The 14,271-nt window shown below is 68.5% G+C and carries 14 protein-coding genes and 1 other RNA gene; 3 read left to right on the forward strand and 12 right to left on the reverse strand.

Annotated features, from left to right (window positions below):
- Positions 1–75: 75 nt before the first annotated feature.
- Positions 76–1,002 carry a LysR substrate-binding domain-containing protein gene (locus B9N72_RS04260; protein WP_085275191.1) on the forward strand — a complete coding sequence of 309 codons (927 nt, stop codon included), beginning with the start codon at positions 76–78 and terminating at the stop codon, positions 1,000–1,002.
- Between the two features lie 42 nt (positions 1,003–1,044).
- Here the strand turns inward: B9N72_RS04260 and B9N72_RS04265 are convergent.
- From B9N72_RS04265 to B9N72_RS04320, 12 genes are all read right to left on the reverse strand, one after another.
- A non-coding RNA gene (locus B9N72_RS04265) (sX9 sRNA) lies at positions 1,045–1,120 on the reverse strand.
- Between the two features lie 90 nt (positions 1,121–1,210).
- Positions 1,211–2,173 carry a DMT family transporter gene (locus B9N72_RS04270; protein WP_085275192.1) on the reverse strand — a complete coding sequence of 321 codons (963 nt, stop codon included), beginning with the start codon at positions 2,171–2,173 and terminating at the stop codon, positions 1,211–1,213.
- A gap of 97 nt (positions 2,174–2,270) precedes the next feature.
- Positions 2,271–3,050, reverse strand: coding sequence for a helix-turn-helix domain-containing protein (locus tag B9N72_RS04275; RefSeq protein WP_085275193.1), 780 nt, complete (start codon positions 3,048–3,050; stop codon positions 2,271–2,273).
- A gap of 289 nt (positions 3,051–3,339) precedes the next feature.
- Positions 3,340–4,143, reverse strand: coding sequence for an N-formylglutamate deformylase (gene hutG / locus B9N72_RS04280; protein ID WP_085275194.1), 804 nt, complete (start codon positions 4,141–4,143; stop codon positions 3,340–3,342).
- Positions 4,144–4,454: 311 nt separating this feature from the next.
- Entirely contained in the window at positions 4,455–5,846 is a 1,392-nt protein-coding gene (locus B9N72_RS04285; protein ID WP_085275195.1) for a formimidoylglutamate deiminase, read from the reverse strand.
- A 9-nt stretch (positions 5,847–5,855) separates the two neighbouring features.
- Complete coding sequence (locus tag B9N72_RS04290) at positions 5,856–6,512, reverse strand: HutD/Ves family protein (RefSeq protein WP_085275196.1); 657 nt, start codon at positions 6,510–6,512, stop codon at positions 5,856–5,858.
- Positions 6,513–6,649: 137 nt separating this feature from the next.
- Positions 6,650–7,360, reverse strand: coding sequence for a histidine utilization repressor (gene hutC / locus B9N72_RS04295; protein ID WP_085275197.1), 711 nt, complete (start codon positions 7,358–7,360; stop codon positions 6,650–6,652).
- A gap of 110 nt (positions 7,361–7,470) precedes the next feature.
- Positions 7,471–8,478 carry a nucleoid-associated protein gene (locus B9N72_RS04300; protein ID WP_085275198.1) on the reverse strand — a complete coding sequence of 336 codons (1,008 nt, stop codon included), beginning with the start codon at positions 8,476–8,478 and terminating at the stop codon, positions 7,471–7,473.
- Positions 8,479–8,546: 68 nt separating this feature from the next.
- Positions 8,547–9,749: an MFS transporter gene (locus B9N72_RS04305; RefSeq protein ID WP_234985877.1), complete on the reverse strand. Its 1,203-nt coding sequence runs from the start codon at positions 9,747–9,749 to the stop codon at positions 8,547–8,549.
- Between the two features lie 201 nt (positions 9,750–9,950).
- Positions 9,951–10,508 (reverse strand): DedA family protein, encoded by a 558-nt coding sequence (locus B9N72_RS04310; RefSeq protein WP_085275200.1) that lies wholly within the window; start codon positions 10,506–10,508, stop codon positions 9,951–9,953.
- A gap of 46 nt (positions 10,509–10,554) precedes the next feature.
- On the reverse strand, positions 10,555–11,784 hold the full coding sequence (locus tag B9N72_RS04315) for an MFS transporter (RefSeq protein WP_085275201.1): 1,230 nt from the start codon (positions 11,782–11,784) through the stop codon (positions 10,555–10,557).
- Positions 11,785–11,944: 160 nt separating this feature from the next.
- Positions 11,945–12,175: a LysR family transcriptional regulator gene (locus B9N72_RS04320; protein WP_085275202.1), complete on the reverse strand. Its 231-nt coding sequence runs from the start codon at positions 12,173–12,175 to the stop codon at positions 11,945–11,947.
- A gap of 99 nt (positions 12,176–12,274) precedes the next feature.
- On the opposite strand from B9N72_RS04320, the gene B9N72_RS04325 reads away from it, so the two are divergent.
- Together B9N72_RS04325 and B9N72_RS21380 are read left to right on the forward strand one after the other, a co-directional pair.
- The gene (locus B9N72_RS04325; RefSeq protein WP_085275203.1) at positions 12,275–13,450 is read left to right on the forward strand and encodes an MFS transporter; all 1,176 of its coding nucleotides are present in this window, start codon (positions 12,275–12,277) and stop codon (positions 13,448–13,450) included.
- Positions 13,451–13,733: 283 nt separating this feature from the next.
- Positions 13,734–13,976, forward strand: coding sequence for an aldo/keto reductase (locus B9N72_RS21380; RefSeq protein ID WP_234985878.1), 243 nt, complete (start codon positions 13,734–13,736; stop codon positions 13,974–13,976).
- Positions 13,977–14,271: the final 295 nt, after the last annotated feature.

Here is a 14,271-nt window from a genome sequence, read left to right on the forward strand (position 1 = left end):
CATAGTAGGTTTTATCGCCAATCGCCACTAGACAGCTAAAATAAGAAGCATTGTTCCACTCATAGGACAATCGCCATGCGCGACCTCAACGATCTGCTGTTCTTCGCCAAGGTAGTCGAACACGGCGGCTTCAACGCCGCCTCCCGCGTGCTGGGGATTCCCAAGTCGCGCCTGTCGCGGCGCGTGGCCGGGCTGGAAGAAGAGCTCGGCGTGCGCCTGCTGCAGCGCACCACGCGCAAGCTGGCGCTGACCGAGGTCGGCGCCAGTTTCTACGACCACTGCCAGGCCATGTTGGCCGAAGCCGACGCCGCCGAGGAGAGCGTCTCGCGCGTCACCGCCGAGGCACGCGGCCTGATCCGCGTCAGCTGCCCGGAGCTGCTGGCCAAAACCGAACTCGGTCCGATTCTGCCGCGCTTCATGCAGCAGCATCCGCAGGTGCGACTGCTGCTGGAGGCGACCAACCGCCGCGTCGATCTGATTGAGGACGGCATCGACGTGGCGATCCGGGTGCGCAGCGTGATCGAGGACAGCGCCAGCCTGGTGGCACGCCGGCTCGGCATCGCCCGCCAGGTGCTGGTGGCGAGCCCCGCCTTGCTGGAACAGTACGGCACCCCGGCGAGCCCGGCCGACGTGGCGCGGCTGCCGGCGCTGTCGATGAACTGGCCGGACGGGCGCGGCCATCTCGCACTGCTCGACGAGGTCGGCCACAACTACAGCGTGCAGATCGAACAGCCACGGCTGATCACCGACGACCTGATGGTGCTGACCGAGGCGGCCGAGGCCGGGCTGGGGGTGGCGCTGTTGCCGGCGCAGCTGTGCCACGAATCGCTGGCGACAGGACGACTGATGCGGCTGCTACCGAACTACGTCATCCCCGGCGGCATCCTGCACGCGGTGTTCCCGAGCCGACGCGGGCTGGTGCCGGCGGTGCGCGCCTTCATCGACTTCCTCGCCGCCGAACTGGTGCCGCCCGGCCATCCTGGCTACGACCGGTTGGGCTGAGCCACCGTCATGGCCGGTGGAGCATGACGACCGTTCGGAACCTGTTCTCAACGTGTAACGAGCGGTCGTCAGCGAGGGGCGGCTGGAGCGCAGGAACCGGCATGGACACGGAGTCCATGAGGATTCCAGATCGCTGAGCAAATCGAAGATTTGCACGCAGTCCACCCAACCCGAGATCACGACCCGCAGTCACGTTGAGAGCAGGTTCTCACACCGGCATCTCGTCGGCCAAAGGCTCCGCCGGCTGCAGGTGCAGCCACGACGACCACAGCACCCCGCCCAGCAGCAGCAGCATCGCCAGGCCCTCGAACGGACGCGGCCAGCGCCACTCGTAGAGGAAGCCGTAGAACAGCGCGAACAGCGTCTCGAACACGATCAGCTGGCCGCTCAGGGTGAGCGGCAGGCGGCGGCTGGCGGCGTTCCAGAAGCCGGTGCCGAGCACCGAAGCCCCCAGCGCCACCGCCACCGTAATGCCGGCGAACAGCCCCCAGTCGCGCCTGGGCGACGCCGGCGCCGACAGCGCCAGCCAACCCGCCGGCAACGCCAGCAGCAGCGCCAGCGCCCCGGTGCACACCCCGGTCAGCAACGACCATTCGTGGCTGTTGAAGCGCGGGTGGCGGCGCAGGTAGCGCGCATTGGCCACCGCGTACCAGGTCCACGACACCAGGGCAGCGACAGCGCAGGCGAGGCCGCCAAGCTTGACCAGCCAGCCGGCGCCGCCGTGGGCCGGGTCCGGCGCGTAGAGGAACACGTCGAGGTTGATCGCCGCCACCCCCGCCATGATCAGCGCCAGCGGCAAGGCCAGCGCGGAGAGGCGCAAGGCGCCGTGCTCGCGGCTGCCGATCAACGTGGTCAGCACCGGCAGCACGCCGATGATGAGCGAGGTCGGCGCGATGCCGACCAGTTGCACCGCGCTGATCAACAGCACGTAGTAGATGATGTTGCCGATCAGCGAGAGGCGCAGCAGCGCCAGCCAGTCCTCGCGCTGCAGTTTCCCGCGCACGGTGCGCCACACCGGCCACAGCATCAGCCACGACACCACGCCGTAGCTCAGGTAGCGGCACGAGGCCAGCTCCAGCGGCGAGAACGCCGACAGCGCGCGCGGCGCCAGAAACACCATGCCCCACAGGGCGCCGGCCGCGAGGCCGTACAACACACCTTGAATCACCATCACTCCCGTTGGTCCGTTGCGGGCCGGCGCGCGCACGCGCTCTGCCCCATTACGTCCGGCAGTGTAGTGAAGGAAAGAGAAAAAATCTGTCGCGGGGCTACGCCGGCTTGGCGCGCGACTCCGCCCGTGCGGCACGGCGCAGCGCGCTCGGCGTCTCGCCGTACTCGCGCACCAGCGCGCTGGTGAAGGCGCTCTGCGAGGCGTAGCCCGTGCGCGCCGCCACCTCGCCCACCGGCAACGCGGTGGTGGTGAGCAGCAGGCGCGCCAGGCGCAGCCGGCGGCGGCGCACGTACTCCATCGGGCGCAGCCCGGTCTCGGCGAGGAAGCGTTCGTGAAACCGCGACGGCGCCAGTCCCGCCTGCTCGGCCAGATCGCGCACCTGCAGCGGATGGGCGCAATGGCGGTCGATGAAGGCGTCGAGCCTGGCCAGCGGCAGGCCCGGCAAGGCCAGCGCCGGCTGGGGCTGGGCCAGCCCGGCCAGCAGCAGGGCGGCACCGTGGCGGCCGATGGCCTGGTCGTCGAGCGACGGCAAGGCCGCCAGTCCGCTCACCAGCGTCCCCAGCGCCGGCGTCAGCGCCCGCGTGCCCGGGGTATCGAGCAGGCGGCACACGGCGTCGGCACCACGGCCCAGCAGCCGCGCCAGCGCGTCGGCGTCGGCGGGGACGTCCAGCACCAGGCAGGAGCTGGCACCGTCGCCGGCGAAGGCGTGACGGCAGGCGGTGGGAATCACCGCCAGCTGCTGCGCCGCGACGCGCCCGGCACGCCCTTCGACGTCCACCTGCAACGCGCCGTCCAGCCCGAACACCAGTTGGGCGTGGTCGTGGCTGTGAGCCTGCGTTTCGGGCAGGTAATGGCGGACGGACAGCGAGGGATTCATCAGACGAACGGCGTAGCGATGGCGAATAAGCGCTAGTCTGCCTGACAAGCGCGTCGAGGAGAACCGCTACGGCATCGGGAACGGGGCCGCAGCGGCGGCCAAGGCGTCAGAGCATGCGAAAGAAATCGTCGCGAACGCCCCTCGGCGAGGTGAAGAGCCGCGCAGCAACCGCAATGGACATGCGATCCATGAGGATCATGGCTGGGCGAATCGCCACCGGAGATTCGCACGCACCGAGCAGCCCATGAGCCTCGATCAGGGGCCGCGCCGCCGATTTATTCACACGTTCTCAGGCCGGCCGATCCGCCCACTGCAGCAGGCTCGCCAGCAGCGCGCGCAGCACCGGCTGCACCCGTGCCGCCCGTACCTCGTCGTAGGCGTACGGCGCCTGCTCTTCCATGTAGGTGGCGAGCGACAGCTCGAGCTGGATCGCATGCACGCCGTCGGCCGGCTGGCCGTAGGCACGGGTGATGTAGCCGCCCTTGAAGCGGCCGTTGAGCACCGCGCTGTAGGCCGGGAAACCCTGCGCCACCGCCAGCAGACGCTCGCCCAGGCCCGCGCCGCAGGACGCGCCGCTGGCGCTGCCCAGGTTGAAGTCGGGCAGCTTGCCTTCGAAGAAGCGCGGCACCTCGGAACGGATCGAATGCGCCTCCCACAACAGCGCCACGCCGTGCTCGGCCTTGATGCGAGCCAGCTCGTCCTGCAGCGCCTGGTGGTAGGGGTGCCAGTAGCGCTCGACGCGGCGCTCGATCTCGGCGCCATCCGGCTCTTCGCCCGCGCGGTATAGCGGCACCTTGGCGAAGGTGTCGACCGGGCACAACCCGGTGGTGTCCTGGCCCGGGTAGAGGTTGGCGTTGTCCGGCGGGCGGTTGAGGTCGACGACGTAGCGCGAGTAACGCGGGATCAGGATCGAGGCGCCCAGTGCGACGGCGAAGTCATACAGCCGCGGCAGGTGCCAGTCGGTATCGTCCAGTTCGGCCGCCACCGGCGCCAGGCGCCCGGTCAATTCGGCCGGCAGTTCGGTGCCGACGTGCGGCATCGAGATCAACAGCGGCGCGCTGCCGCGGTGCAGGGTGTAGATCGGGGTATCCATTGTCCAATTCCGTGCAGAAGTGGTAAGAGCCCATTTCATTAGGCGGCTGCGCCTTCACATCTTGAGCGCCGGCAGTACTGCGTGCCAATCTATCGCTGAGCAAATCGAAGATTTGCACGCAGAGATTGGCTCAGCAATACGGAATCCTCATGTACTCCGTGTACATTCTGTTCCTATGCGCTGGCGGCACCCAACCTGTTTTGGCTCGCTCGCCTACTGAAATAGGCTTAAGAGTCAGAACGGGTGAAAGAAATCGTAGCAAGCATCGCAGAGCCGGGATGGAAGCGCGCCGCCGATTTATTTACCCGCTCTCAGCCCAGCAGCTCGGCCAGCGCCTGCCGATAGCCCCGCGCTGCTGCTGCCTCGGAAACGTGGCGTCGCTCGGCGACGATGCGCCGGCCGCCGGCGTAGACGTCGCGGATCGGCGTCTCGCCGTGCTGGCAGAACACCAGCCCGGCCAGCAGTTGGTCAGCCACGCGCTGCGCCAAGTTGGGGTGTTCGGCATCGAGCACCAGCAGGTCGGCACGTTGACCGATCGCCAGCCCCGCCACCGGCCGCCCGGTCGCCAGGGCGCCGCCAGCCACCGCCTGGGCGTAAAGCCGGTCCGCCACCACCGGGGCGTCGGCGCTGGCGAGCGCGTTGCGGCGCCGGTCGCGCAGGCGCTGGCTGTACTCCAGGAGGCGCAGTTCCTCGACCAGCGACACGCTGACGTGGCTGTCCGAACCGATACCCCAGTTGCCGCCGGCAGCGAGGTAGTTCACGCCATCGAAGATGCCGTCGCCGAGGTTGGCCTCGGTGGTCGGGCAGATGCCGGCCACCGCGCCGCTCGCCGCCAGGTCGGCGGTTTCGTCCGGCGTCATGTGGGTGGCGTGCACCAGGCACCAGCGTTCGTCGAGCGGCTGGTTGTCGAGCAGCCAGCGCACCGGGCGCTTGCCCAGCTCGGCCACGCAGTCGTCGACTTCCTTGGTCTGCTCGGCGATGTGAATGTGGATCGGCGCGCCGGGGTCGGCACCGTGCAGGCCGCTGCGCAAGGCTTCCAGCGTGGCCGGCGTGACGGCACGCAGCGAGTGCGGTGCCACGCCGTAGCGCAGGCCGGCATGCTGCGGATGGTCGCGGCGCAACCGTGCCAGCAGATCGAGCATCCAGTCGGTACTAGCGATGAAGCGTGCCTGCTCCGGCAGCGGCGGCTTGCCGCCGAAACCGCTTTGCTGGTACAGCACCGGCAGCAGCGTGAGGCCGATGCCAGCGTCGGCGGCGGCGGCGATCAGACGCTCGCAGTGCTCGGCCGGATTGGCGTAAGGCTTGCCGTTGGCGTCGTGGTGCACGTAGTGGAACTCGCACACCGAGGTGTAGCCGGCCTTGGCCATCTCGACGTAGAGCTGGCGTGCCACGGCCTCCAGCGTGTCCGGCGTCAACCGTCCGGCGAAGCGGTACATCAGGCTGCGCCAGCTCCAGAAGCTGTCCTGCGGATGGCCGAGGTACTCGGTGAGTCCGGCCATGGCGCGCTGGAAGGCGTGCGAGTGCAGGTTCGGCATGCCGGCGATCACCGGCCCGGCGGCACGCTTGACGCCCTCGGGCGGTAGCGCGTCGGCCTCGACGGAGCTCAGCAGGCCATGCGCGTCCCAGCGCAGCAGGACGTTACGGCGCCAGCCCTCGGGCAGCAGCGCGCGTTCGGCAAACAGGGAGTGGGTGGAAAGTGTCATCGGCCAACCTCAAGAACGGTCTGAAGGGGTGAGCGGCAGCAGGCGGATGCTGACGGCGAGCAGTGCGCCGTCGCCTTCCACGCGGCAGGCAAGCGCGGCGGCGGCGTCGAGGCGCAGGGTGTCGTCGGCTTCGAGCGCCATCGGCGCGTCGTCGCCGAGAGATAGCTCGACCCGGCCCTGCGCGCAGAACAGCAGCACCACATCGCCGTCGAGCACGTGGCGGCCGGCCCCCTGCCATACCTCAACGCGGCCCCGGGCGGCGTCGCGGCGCAGCATCAGGTTGAAGTCGCGCGTGGCGCCGCCGTGCAGGGTGGCGTCGATCGGCGTCTCGCCGGCAAAGACGGCCAGCTCGAGCGGACGAGCCAGCGCGTGCTGCGTGCCGTCGTCCTGATGCAACACCATGCCGTCGCCGGAGAGCAGCACCAGAGTACGGTCGACGCCGGGAAAACGCGAGAACGGCCCGGCCGCCGCGACGTCGGCCAGACTCACGCGCCAGACGAAATCGTCCATGCCGGCCCCCTCGGGGAACACGGCGATCTCGCGTGTCACCCCGCCGCCGTTCTTCCACGGCCGCGCCTCCAGCGCCGCACGGCGGATCAGCGTGTAGCGAGGGGGGCGACCCGGCACCGTCGCCGTGTCGCCGGCGTCGTGCTGCGGCTTGCTCATCTGGCTTCTCCCGTCGGGCGACCGCCAGGGCGCCCTAATGTCTATACAAGTTCAGCCAGTGTAGCGCAGCTCTATTGTCTATACAAGTGCACGGCCACCGCACCAGCGCGCCGACAGCCCGACCGGGAAAAACCGCCTCAGAAGCGGCCGCTGAACTGGAAGCGCGAGCCCGGGTGCCACAGCATGACGTCGGTCGCCACCTGATCGTGCGCCCAGGTGCGGCGGTGCAGCACCAGGCAGGGGTCGCCGATCTCCATCTGCAGGCGATGGCGCGCCACCGCGTCCGGCAGGCGCGCGGTGATGACGTACTCGGCGCGCTGCAGTGCCGCCTCGCGCGTCATGTATTCGTTGGGGGTGATGATGTGGAAGTCCTGCTCGAGGTAGTGCGGGTAGAGGCGCGGATTGACGAAACGGTCTTCCAGCTGGATCGGCACGCCGTTCTCGAAATGCACGATGCGCGAGTGGAAGGCGTAGGCCTTGGCCGGCAGTTCCAGCGCCGCCAGCGCCTTGGCGTCGCTGGTGCGCTCCAGGATCAGCACCTCGCTGCTGTGCTGGTCGCCGCGGCTCTTGATCTCCTCGGCGATGCTCTTGATCTCGATCAGCGTCGACTGGTACTTCTGCCCGGTGACGAAGGTGCCCGCCCCCTGTACCCGGGTGAGCACCTGCTCGGCGGTCAGCTCGCGCAGCGCGCGGTGCACCGTCATGCGCGACACCCCGAACTGCTTGACCAGCTCGTGCTCGGACGGGATCAGGCTATCCACCGGCCAGGCGCCGCTCTCGATCTGGCGGCGGACGTAGTCCTTGATTTGCGCGTAGGCGGGAACGGGTTTGGTGGCGGTGCTGGACATGGAGGCGCGCTCTCGGCGTAAGGAAACGATGTCCGACACTATAGCACGCCCCCAACTTGTCTAGACATAATCGCCCCCGGCGGCCGGACTTCGGCCAACCCGGCGCGCCGCTAGTCGCGGCGGCGCAGCTTGATCGTCAGCGTCAACCCGCCCTCGCCGTCATCCAGCGAGTGGAAATTCTGCAGGCCGAGCGAGGACGGCAGCAGCATGCTCACACCGTGCCCCACCCCCACCTTGCTCAGGGTGCGCTCCAGGCGCCGCGCCATGCCCTGCGCCGGCACCGCCGCCTCATCGTCGAGCGCGAAACCGTACGACTCGGCGGCGCTGTCGAAAGCGTGGTCGACCTGCTGGCGCGGCACGAAGCGCTCCGCCACCTCGCTCACCTGGCCCGCCGACACCGCTTCTTCCGCCTGGCACAGCGCCAGGCATTCGTCCTTGAAACGCGCCTGCGCCAGCGGATCCTCGATCTCGCCGGAGATCTGCTCCACCACCTCGGCCACCATGCGGCTGCGCGAGGCGGTATCGGGCACGCGCAGCGCCTGCAGGAAGTCGTCGAGCCAGAACTTGGCCTGCTGGCCCAGGCGGTCCACGGCGTACACCGTCGGCCCGTGCTCCAACAGCAGCGCCCCCTTGTCGATCAAGCGCGGGTTGATGCCGGAGGCGTGGCCGAGATCGAACACTGCCCCGGACTCGATCACGGTGAGGAAATCGTCGCGGATCTCCGACTTGAACACCCCCAGCGCGCGCTGCGGCTCGTCGCCGTCGGCGAGCCCGGAAAACAGTACTACCAAGAGGTCGCCGGCGCTGATGTTGGGATGCTGCGAGCGCGCGTAGAGGTGGCGCGCGATGCGCCGCGACAGCTCGAGAAAATCCAGCTCGTCGCGGAAGAACTGGCGCGAATAGTGATAGAGCTCGTTGAGGTTGAGGTCGGACTCGTGCACGAACTGGTACTTCTTCTTGTCCGACACGATACCCTTGAGGTAGCCGTCGAGAATCAGCGCCGACACCCCGTCGTCGGCCGCGGTGGTGCGCTCCGACAGCTGCAGCGGCTCGCCGCGCGCCGGATTGCCCACGCGATGCACCACCAGCCGCTCCACCCTCGCCTCACCGATCACCATGCCCGTCTCCCTGTTCGCCAACGAGCCGCGATTATTGCCGCCGCCTCCGCGCGTGGCAAGCGGTGCGCTCACGCGTCTCGGGCTGGCGGGCGGTACCGCACCATCACCGCGAGCAGGCCGAAACTCAGCACCGCCGAACAGTAGAAATAGCCTGCCGGCCCGAGCCCGTCCATGAACAGCGACACCAGCAGCGGGCCGGCGATGCCGCCGGCGGCAAACGCCAGCAGCAGCACCGAACTGGTATCGATGCGCGACTCCGGCGGCATCACGTCGTTGACGATGGCGCTGGCGACGCCGTACAGGGTGAAGGTGACGCTGACGTAGGCCAGGATCAGCCACAGCATCCACGCCGTCTTGCCGCTCAACGCGATCACCAGGGCGATGGCGCCGATGGCCAGGCACAGCCGCGCCAGCAGCGTGCGCCGGTCCACCCGGTCGGACAAGCGCCCCACCGGCCACTGCAGCGACAGCGCCGCCAGCATCGACAAGCCCATGAACTCGGCGATGTCCGCCTCGCCGTAACCGTGGCGCGCGAAGAACACCGGGATCATGGTGTAGAACGCCCCGCTCAGGCCGCCCGCCACCAGCGTTGCGCCGAGTCCGATCGGCGCCAGCCGCGCCATCTGACGCACCGTGGCAAGCAGGCGGAAGATGGTTTCGAGCAGATTGGGCGACACCCCCAGATGCGTCCCCGGCGTGGTCAGCGTCACCGGAATCGCCGACAGCGCAAACAAGATGCCCACCACGCTGAACAGGCTGCCGCTCGCCGACAGCGGCACATTCAGCAGCCACTGCCCGGCGCTGATGCCGAGATAGCCCGTGATCATGTACACCGACATCACCTGGCCGCGCAGATGGTTGGCGGCGCAGCCGTTGAGCCAGCTCTCCATCACCATGAAGATGCCCACCAGCGCCATCCCGGTCAGCAGGCGGCACAAGGCCCACAGCCAGGGGCTGACCCCGAGCGACTGCGCCAGCGCCACGCAGGTGATGGTCGCCGCCATCACGGCGAAGGCGCGGTGATGGCCCACCTGGCGGATCAGGCCGCCGCAGGCGAAGGTGCCGGCGAAGAAACCGACGTAATACAGCGACTGCACCAGACCGGTCAGCGTCGTGGACAAACCGCTGCCGATCAGCCGCAAGGCGGTGAGCGTGGTGAACAGGCCGTTGCCGGCCATCAGGATGGTATAGCCCAGCAGCAACGCCGCCACCGAGCGCAAGACGGTGCGCCAGCCACCCACGGCCGACGCCTGCACAGGAAAAGTCGTCATCAGGAATACAAACCCAAAGCCCCCGCCCGGGCGGGGACGCATTGCAAAGACGCGCACGCCCATCCCGCCCGCGACCACCCTAGGGCCAGCGGCGGCCGGACAGGCGTAGGCATGCCCCCATCATGGCCATTGCTTCGCCCAAGACATGTCTTGAAACGACGACTTATTGCCTTGCAGCGACCTTCACTCCTCCCTCCCCGTTCACCCCCCGCGCTGCCGCAGGCGGCGCCACAGACCGAACGCCACCACCAGGGCGGCGATCAGCAGCAACGCCCCCTCCTCGTAACGCTTGATGTCGGCAAACAGCCATTGCAGCGCGTGCCCAAACAGGAAACCGGCGCCGGCGACCAGCAGCGCCCAGAGCGCCGCACCAATCAGGTTGAGCACGGCAAAACGCCACACCGGCACCCCGCTCATGCCGATCGCCATCGGCCCGACCACGCGCAGCCCGTACAGGAAGCGCACGCCGATGATCAGCGCGGCGTGAAACCGCCGCAACAACCGGTTCGCCCGCTGCGCCCCCGGCTTCCAGCGCGGGAAACGCTCCAGCAGCGCCGTACCGTAGCGCCGCCCCAGCCAAAAGAAGGTCTGGTCGCCCAGCGTGCCGCCGCACAAGGCGAGCGCGACCACCCAGAAAAACGACAGATAACCCTGGTGCGCGGCAAAGCCCGCCAGCACCAGCACGGTCTCGCCCTCCAGCAGTGCACCGACGAACACCGCCAGGTAACCGTACTGCGCGAGCAACTGGGTCCATGTCATCGCGTATCCCCCGTCTGGCCGCCATCCGGCCCCGGCACCGGAAAGGTCACCCCGGCCGGGCCCGCCGTCCGCGCCGGCCGCCCAGCAGCAGCAAGGCCGACAGCGCGAACACCGCCCCGGCGTAGAAGGTCGTGGCCGAGCCGTGCGCCTGCCACAGCCAGCCCGCGATCACGCTGGCGCACAACATGCAGCCGCCACTCACCAGGTTGAACACGCCGAACGCCGTGCCCTTCAGCCCACCCGGCGTGGTGTCGGCCACCAGCGTGGCCAGAATGCCCTGGCTGAACCCCATGTGCAGCCCCCACAGCGCCACGCCGGTCAAGAGGCCCGCCACCGAGCCCGCCCGGGCCAGCACCAGGTCCGCCAGCACCAAGAACAGCAAGCCCACTCCCAGCAGGGCGGTGCGGCTCATGCGGTCCGACAGCCGGCCCACCGGATACGCCGCCAGGCTGTAGACCAGCGACATCACCACCATCACCGCCGGCACCCAGGTGGCCGACAAGCCCAACTGCTGGGCACGCAGCACCAGGAACGCCTCGCTGAAGCGGGCCAGCGTGAACACCGCGCCGATCCCCACCACCCACCAGTACGGCGCCGGAAACTCGCGCAGCACGCGCCAGTGGATCGGCGAGCGGAAACGATGCGCCGCCGGGCCGTGTCCGGGCTCGTCCACCCCAGCCACGATCAGCCCCACCGCCACGGTGGCGGGCGCCACCGCGAACCACAACACCAGCGGAATATTGCCGGCGAAAGCCGCCATCAGCGCGATCGCCAGCAGGGGACCGAGAAACGCCCCCACCGTGTCCATCGACTGGCGCAGGCCGAAGCAGGCGCCGCGAATCTCGGCCGGCGCGATATCGGCCACCAGCGCATCGCGCGGCGCCCCCCGGATACCCTTACCGATGCGGTCGAGAAAGCGCGCGACGAACACCGTTTCGGCCGAGGTGGCGAGCGGAAACAACGGCTTGGTCAGCGCCGCCAGCCCATACCCCAGCAGCAACAGGCCCTTGCGCCGGCCGATGAAGTCACTGATGGCCCCAGAGAATATCTTGACGATCAGGGCAGTCGCCTCGGCGATGCCTTCGATCACCCCGATGGTCAGCGCGCTGGCGCCAAGCGTCCCGGCCAGAAACAGCGGCAGCAAGCTGTGGGTCAACTCCGACGACACGTCCATGAACAGGCTGACGAAGCCCAGCGCCCACACCGTGCGGGGTATCGCGGGCGTCGCCGCGGGCATTTTCAGCGCGCCGGGCTGGCGCGAGGGTTCGGTCGACATGCGAGGCGCCTCGAAAAAGAAGTGGCCGTCCCGTCCGGCCAGGCCGGGTTCAGAGGGGCGTTGGCGGCGGCCTGCCGTTGCAGGCGAAGTGTAGGCAAGACGCGGAACGAACTCAAACACGGAAGGCGGGAGCCTGGCCACGCGGCAAGCGCCCAGGCCCTCACCATCCCCGTCCTGCCAGCTGCTGCCCCAGGAACAGCCGCCCTTCCTCGGTCAGCTCCAGCCGGCGCGTGGTGCGGTTGAGCAAGGTGGTGGCGAGCTTGTCCTCCAGCCGGCTCAAGGCCCGGCTCACCCCGGAGGTGGTCTGCCCCAGTTGCCCGGCCGCCGCCGTGATGGAGCCGGCGTCGACGACGCGGACGAAGGCCAGCAGTTCTTCGGTACTGGTTTTTATTGTTGCATTTCAGTCAAATATCCTTGCCATCAGACCGCATTTTTCTGCAACAGTAAAGCCGCGATACTCAGCACTCCCTCATCCCACGGAGTGCTCATCATGCCGATCGCCCTGTTGGCGCTGACCATCAGCGCCTTCGCCATCGGAACCACCGAATTCGTCATCGTCGGCCTGATTCCGACCATCGCCGCCGACCTCAAGGTCAGCCTGCCCTCGGCCGGCTTGCTGGTCAGCCTCTACGCGCTCGGCGTCGCCGTCGGCGCGCCGCTCCTGACCGCGCTCACCGGCCGCCTGCCGCGCAAGCAACTGCTACTGGCACTGATGGCGTTGTTCACCGTCGGCAACCTGCTGGCCTGGCAAGCACCGGGCTATGCCTCGCTGATCGTGGCCCGCGTGCTCACCGGTCTGGCGCACGGCGTGTTCTTCTCCATCGGCTCCACCATCGCCACCGGCCTGGTGGCCAAGGACAAGGCCGCCAGCGCCATCGCCACCATGTTCACCGGCCTCACCGTGGCGCTGGTCACCGGCGTGCCGCTGGGCACCTTCATCGGCCAGCACTTCGGCTGGCGCGAAACCTTCCTCGCCGTCTCTGCGCTGGGCGTGATCGCCTTCATCGGCAGCCTGCTGTTCGTGCCCGCCACCATCCGCCACAGCCCGCCGGCCTCGCTGCTGCAGCAGCTCGGCGTGCTGCGCCAGCCGCGCCTACTGATGGTGTACGCCAAGACCGCGCTCGGCTACGGCGGCTCCTTCGTCGCCTTCACCTTCCTCGCCCCCATCCTGCAGCAGGTGTCCGGCTTCAGCGCCGGCGCCGTCAGCCTGGTAATGCTGGTCTACGGCGTGTCGGTCGCTGTCGGCAACCTCTGGGGCGGCCGCCTCGCCGACCGTCACGGCCCGATCCACGCGCTGCAACGCATCTTCCTGCTGCTGGCCGGCGTGCTGTTGCTGCTGACCTTCACCGCCCACAACAGCTGGCTCGCCCTGGCCACGGTGCTGCTGTGGGGAGCGGTCGCCTTCGGCAACGTGCCCGGCCTGCAGCTCTACGTGGTGCAACAGGCCGAACGCCACGCCCCGCACGCGGTGGACGTCGCCTCCGGCCTCAACATCGCCGCCTTCAACCTGGGCATCGCCGGCGGCGCCTGGGGCGGCGGGCTGATCGTCGAACACGCCGGCCTGATGACCACGCCCTGGGTCGGCGCGCTGGTGGTGCTGCTGGCGCTCGCCATCACCCATTGGAGTGGCCGCCTGGACCGCCGCGCCGTCGCCGCTGCGTCGTAATACGCGTCGCCCCCTCTACTACCATCCAAGCAAAGGAACACTCATGACCATTCCCGCATCGGACTCGGCACCTTCCGCCAGGAGGACCAACAAGTCATCGACTCGGTAACGACCGGCCTCGAACTGGGCTACCGCCACATCGACACCGCCCAGATCGACGACAACGAAGCCGAAGCCGGCCAGGCGCTGGCGCACAGCGGCGTGCCCCGCGCGACGAGGTCTTCGTCACCACCAAGGTGTGGGCCGAACACCTGGGCCGCGACCAGCTGATCCCCTGAAGGTAATGCAGGAGCCGGTGCTGCAGCGCATCGCCGCCCGGCACGGCGTCACCCCGGAACAGTTCACCCTCGCCTGGCTGCGGCAGCAAGGCTTCGCGGTGATCCCGTCGTCGACCCAGCGCGCCAACCTGGCAGCCAACCTGAATGTGCCAACCCTCACCCTGAGCGAAGAAGAACAGCAGGCCATCGCCGGGCTCGATCGCAGCGAGCGCATCGCCAACCCCGACTTCGCACCGGGCTGGTACTGATGGGTTCTCCACCAGATCAGCATCCACAGGCTGAGGTCGTGCTCGAACGGGTCTGACAGTCGCACCGGCCCCTACACGGCGGGACGAAGAGAGACGGCCCCACCGCTACGGCTGAAGCCGTAGCGGCTACTGGACCAAAGAAGGCGGGGGAAAAGCTGTAAGGTGGGAAGCGAGGAGATAGGGTCAGGTCATGCGTGACCTACCCGGCACGTACGGGTGCCAGAGGCTCCGCACGGGGATGGCAGAGAATGCCGAGTACAAAAGGCAAGAGTCGACCCAAAGCAGTAGTAGCAGA

Origin of the sequence: Pseudogulbenkiania subflava DSM 22618, from assembly GCF_900177275.1 — a bacterium.
GTDB classification, from domain to species: domain Bacteria; phylum Pseudomonadota; class Gammaproteobacteria; order Burkholderiales; family Chromobacteriaceae; genus Pseudogulbenkiania; species Pseudogulbenkiania subflava.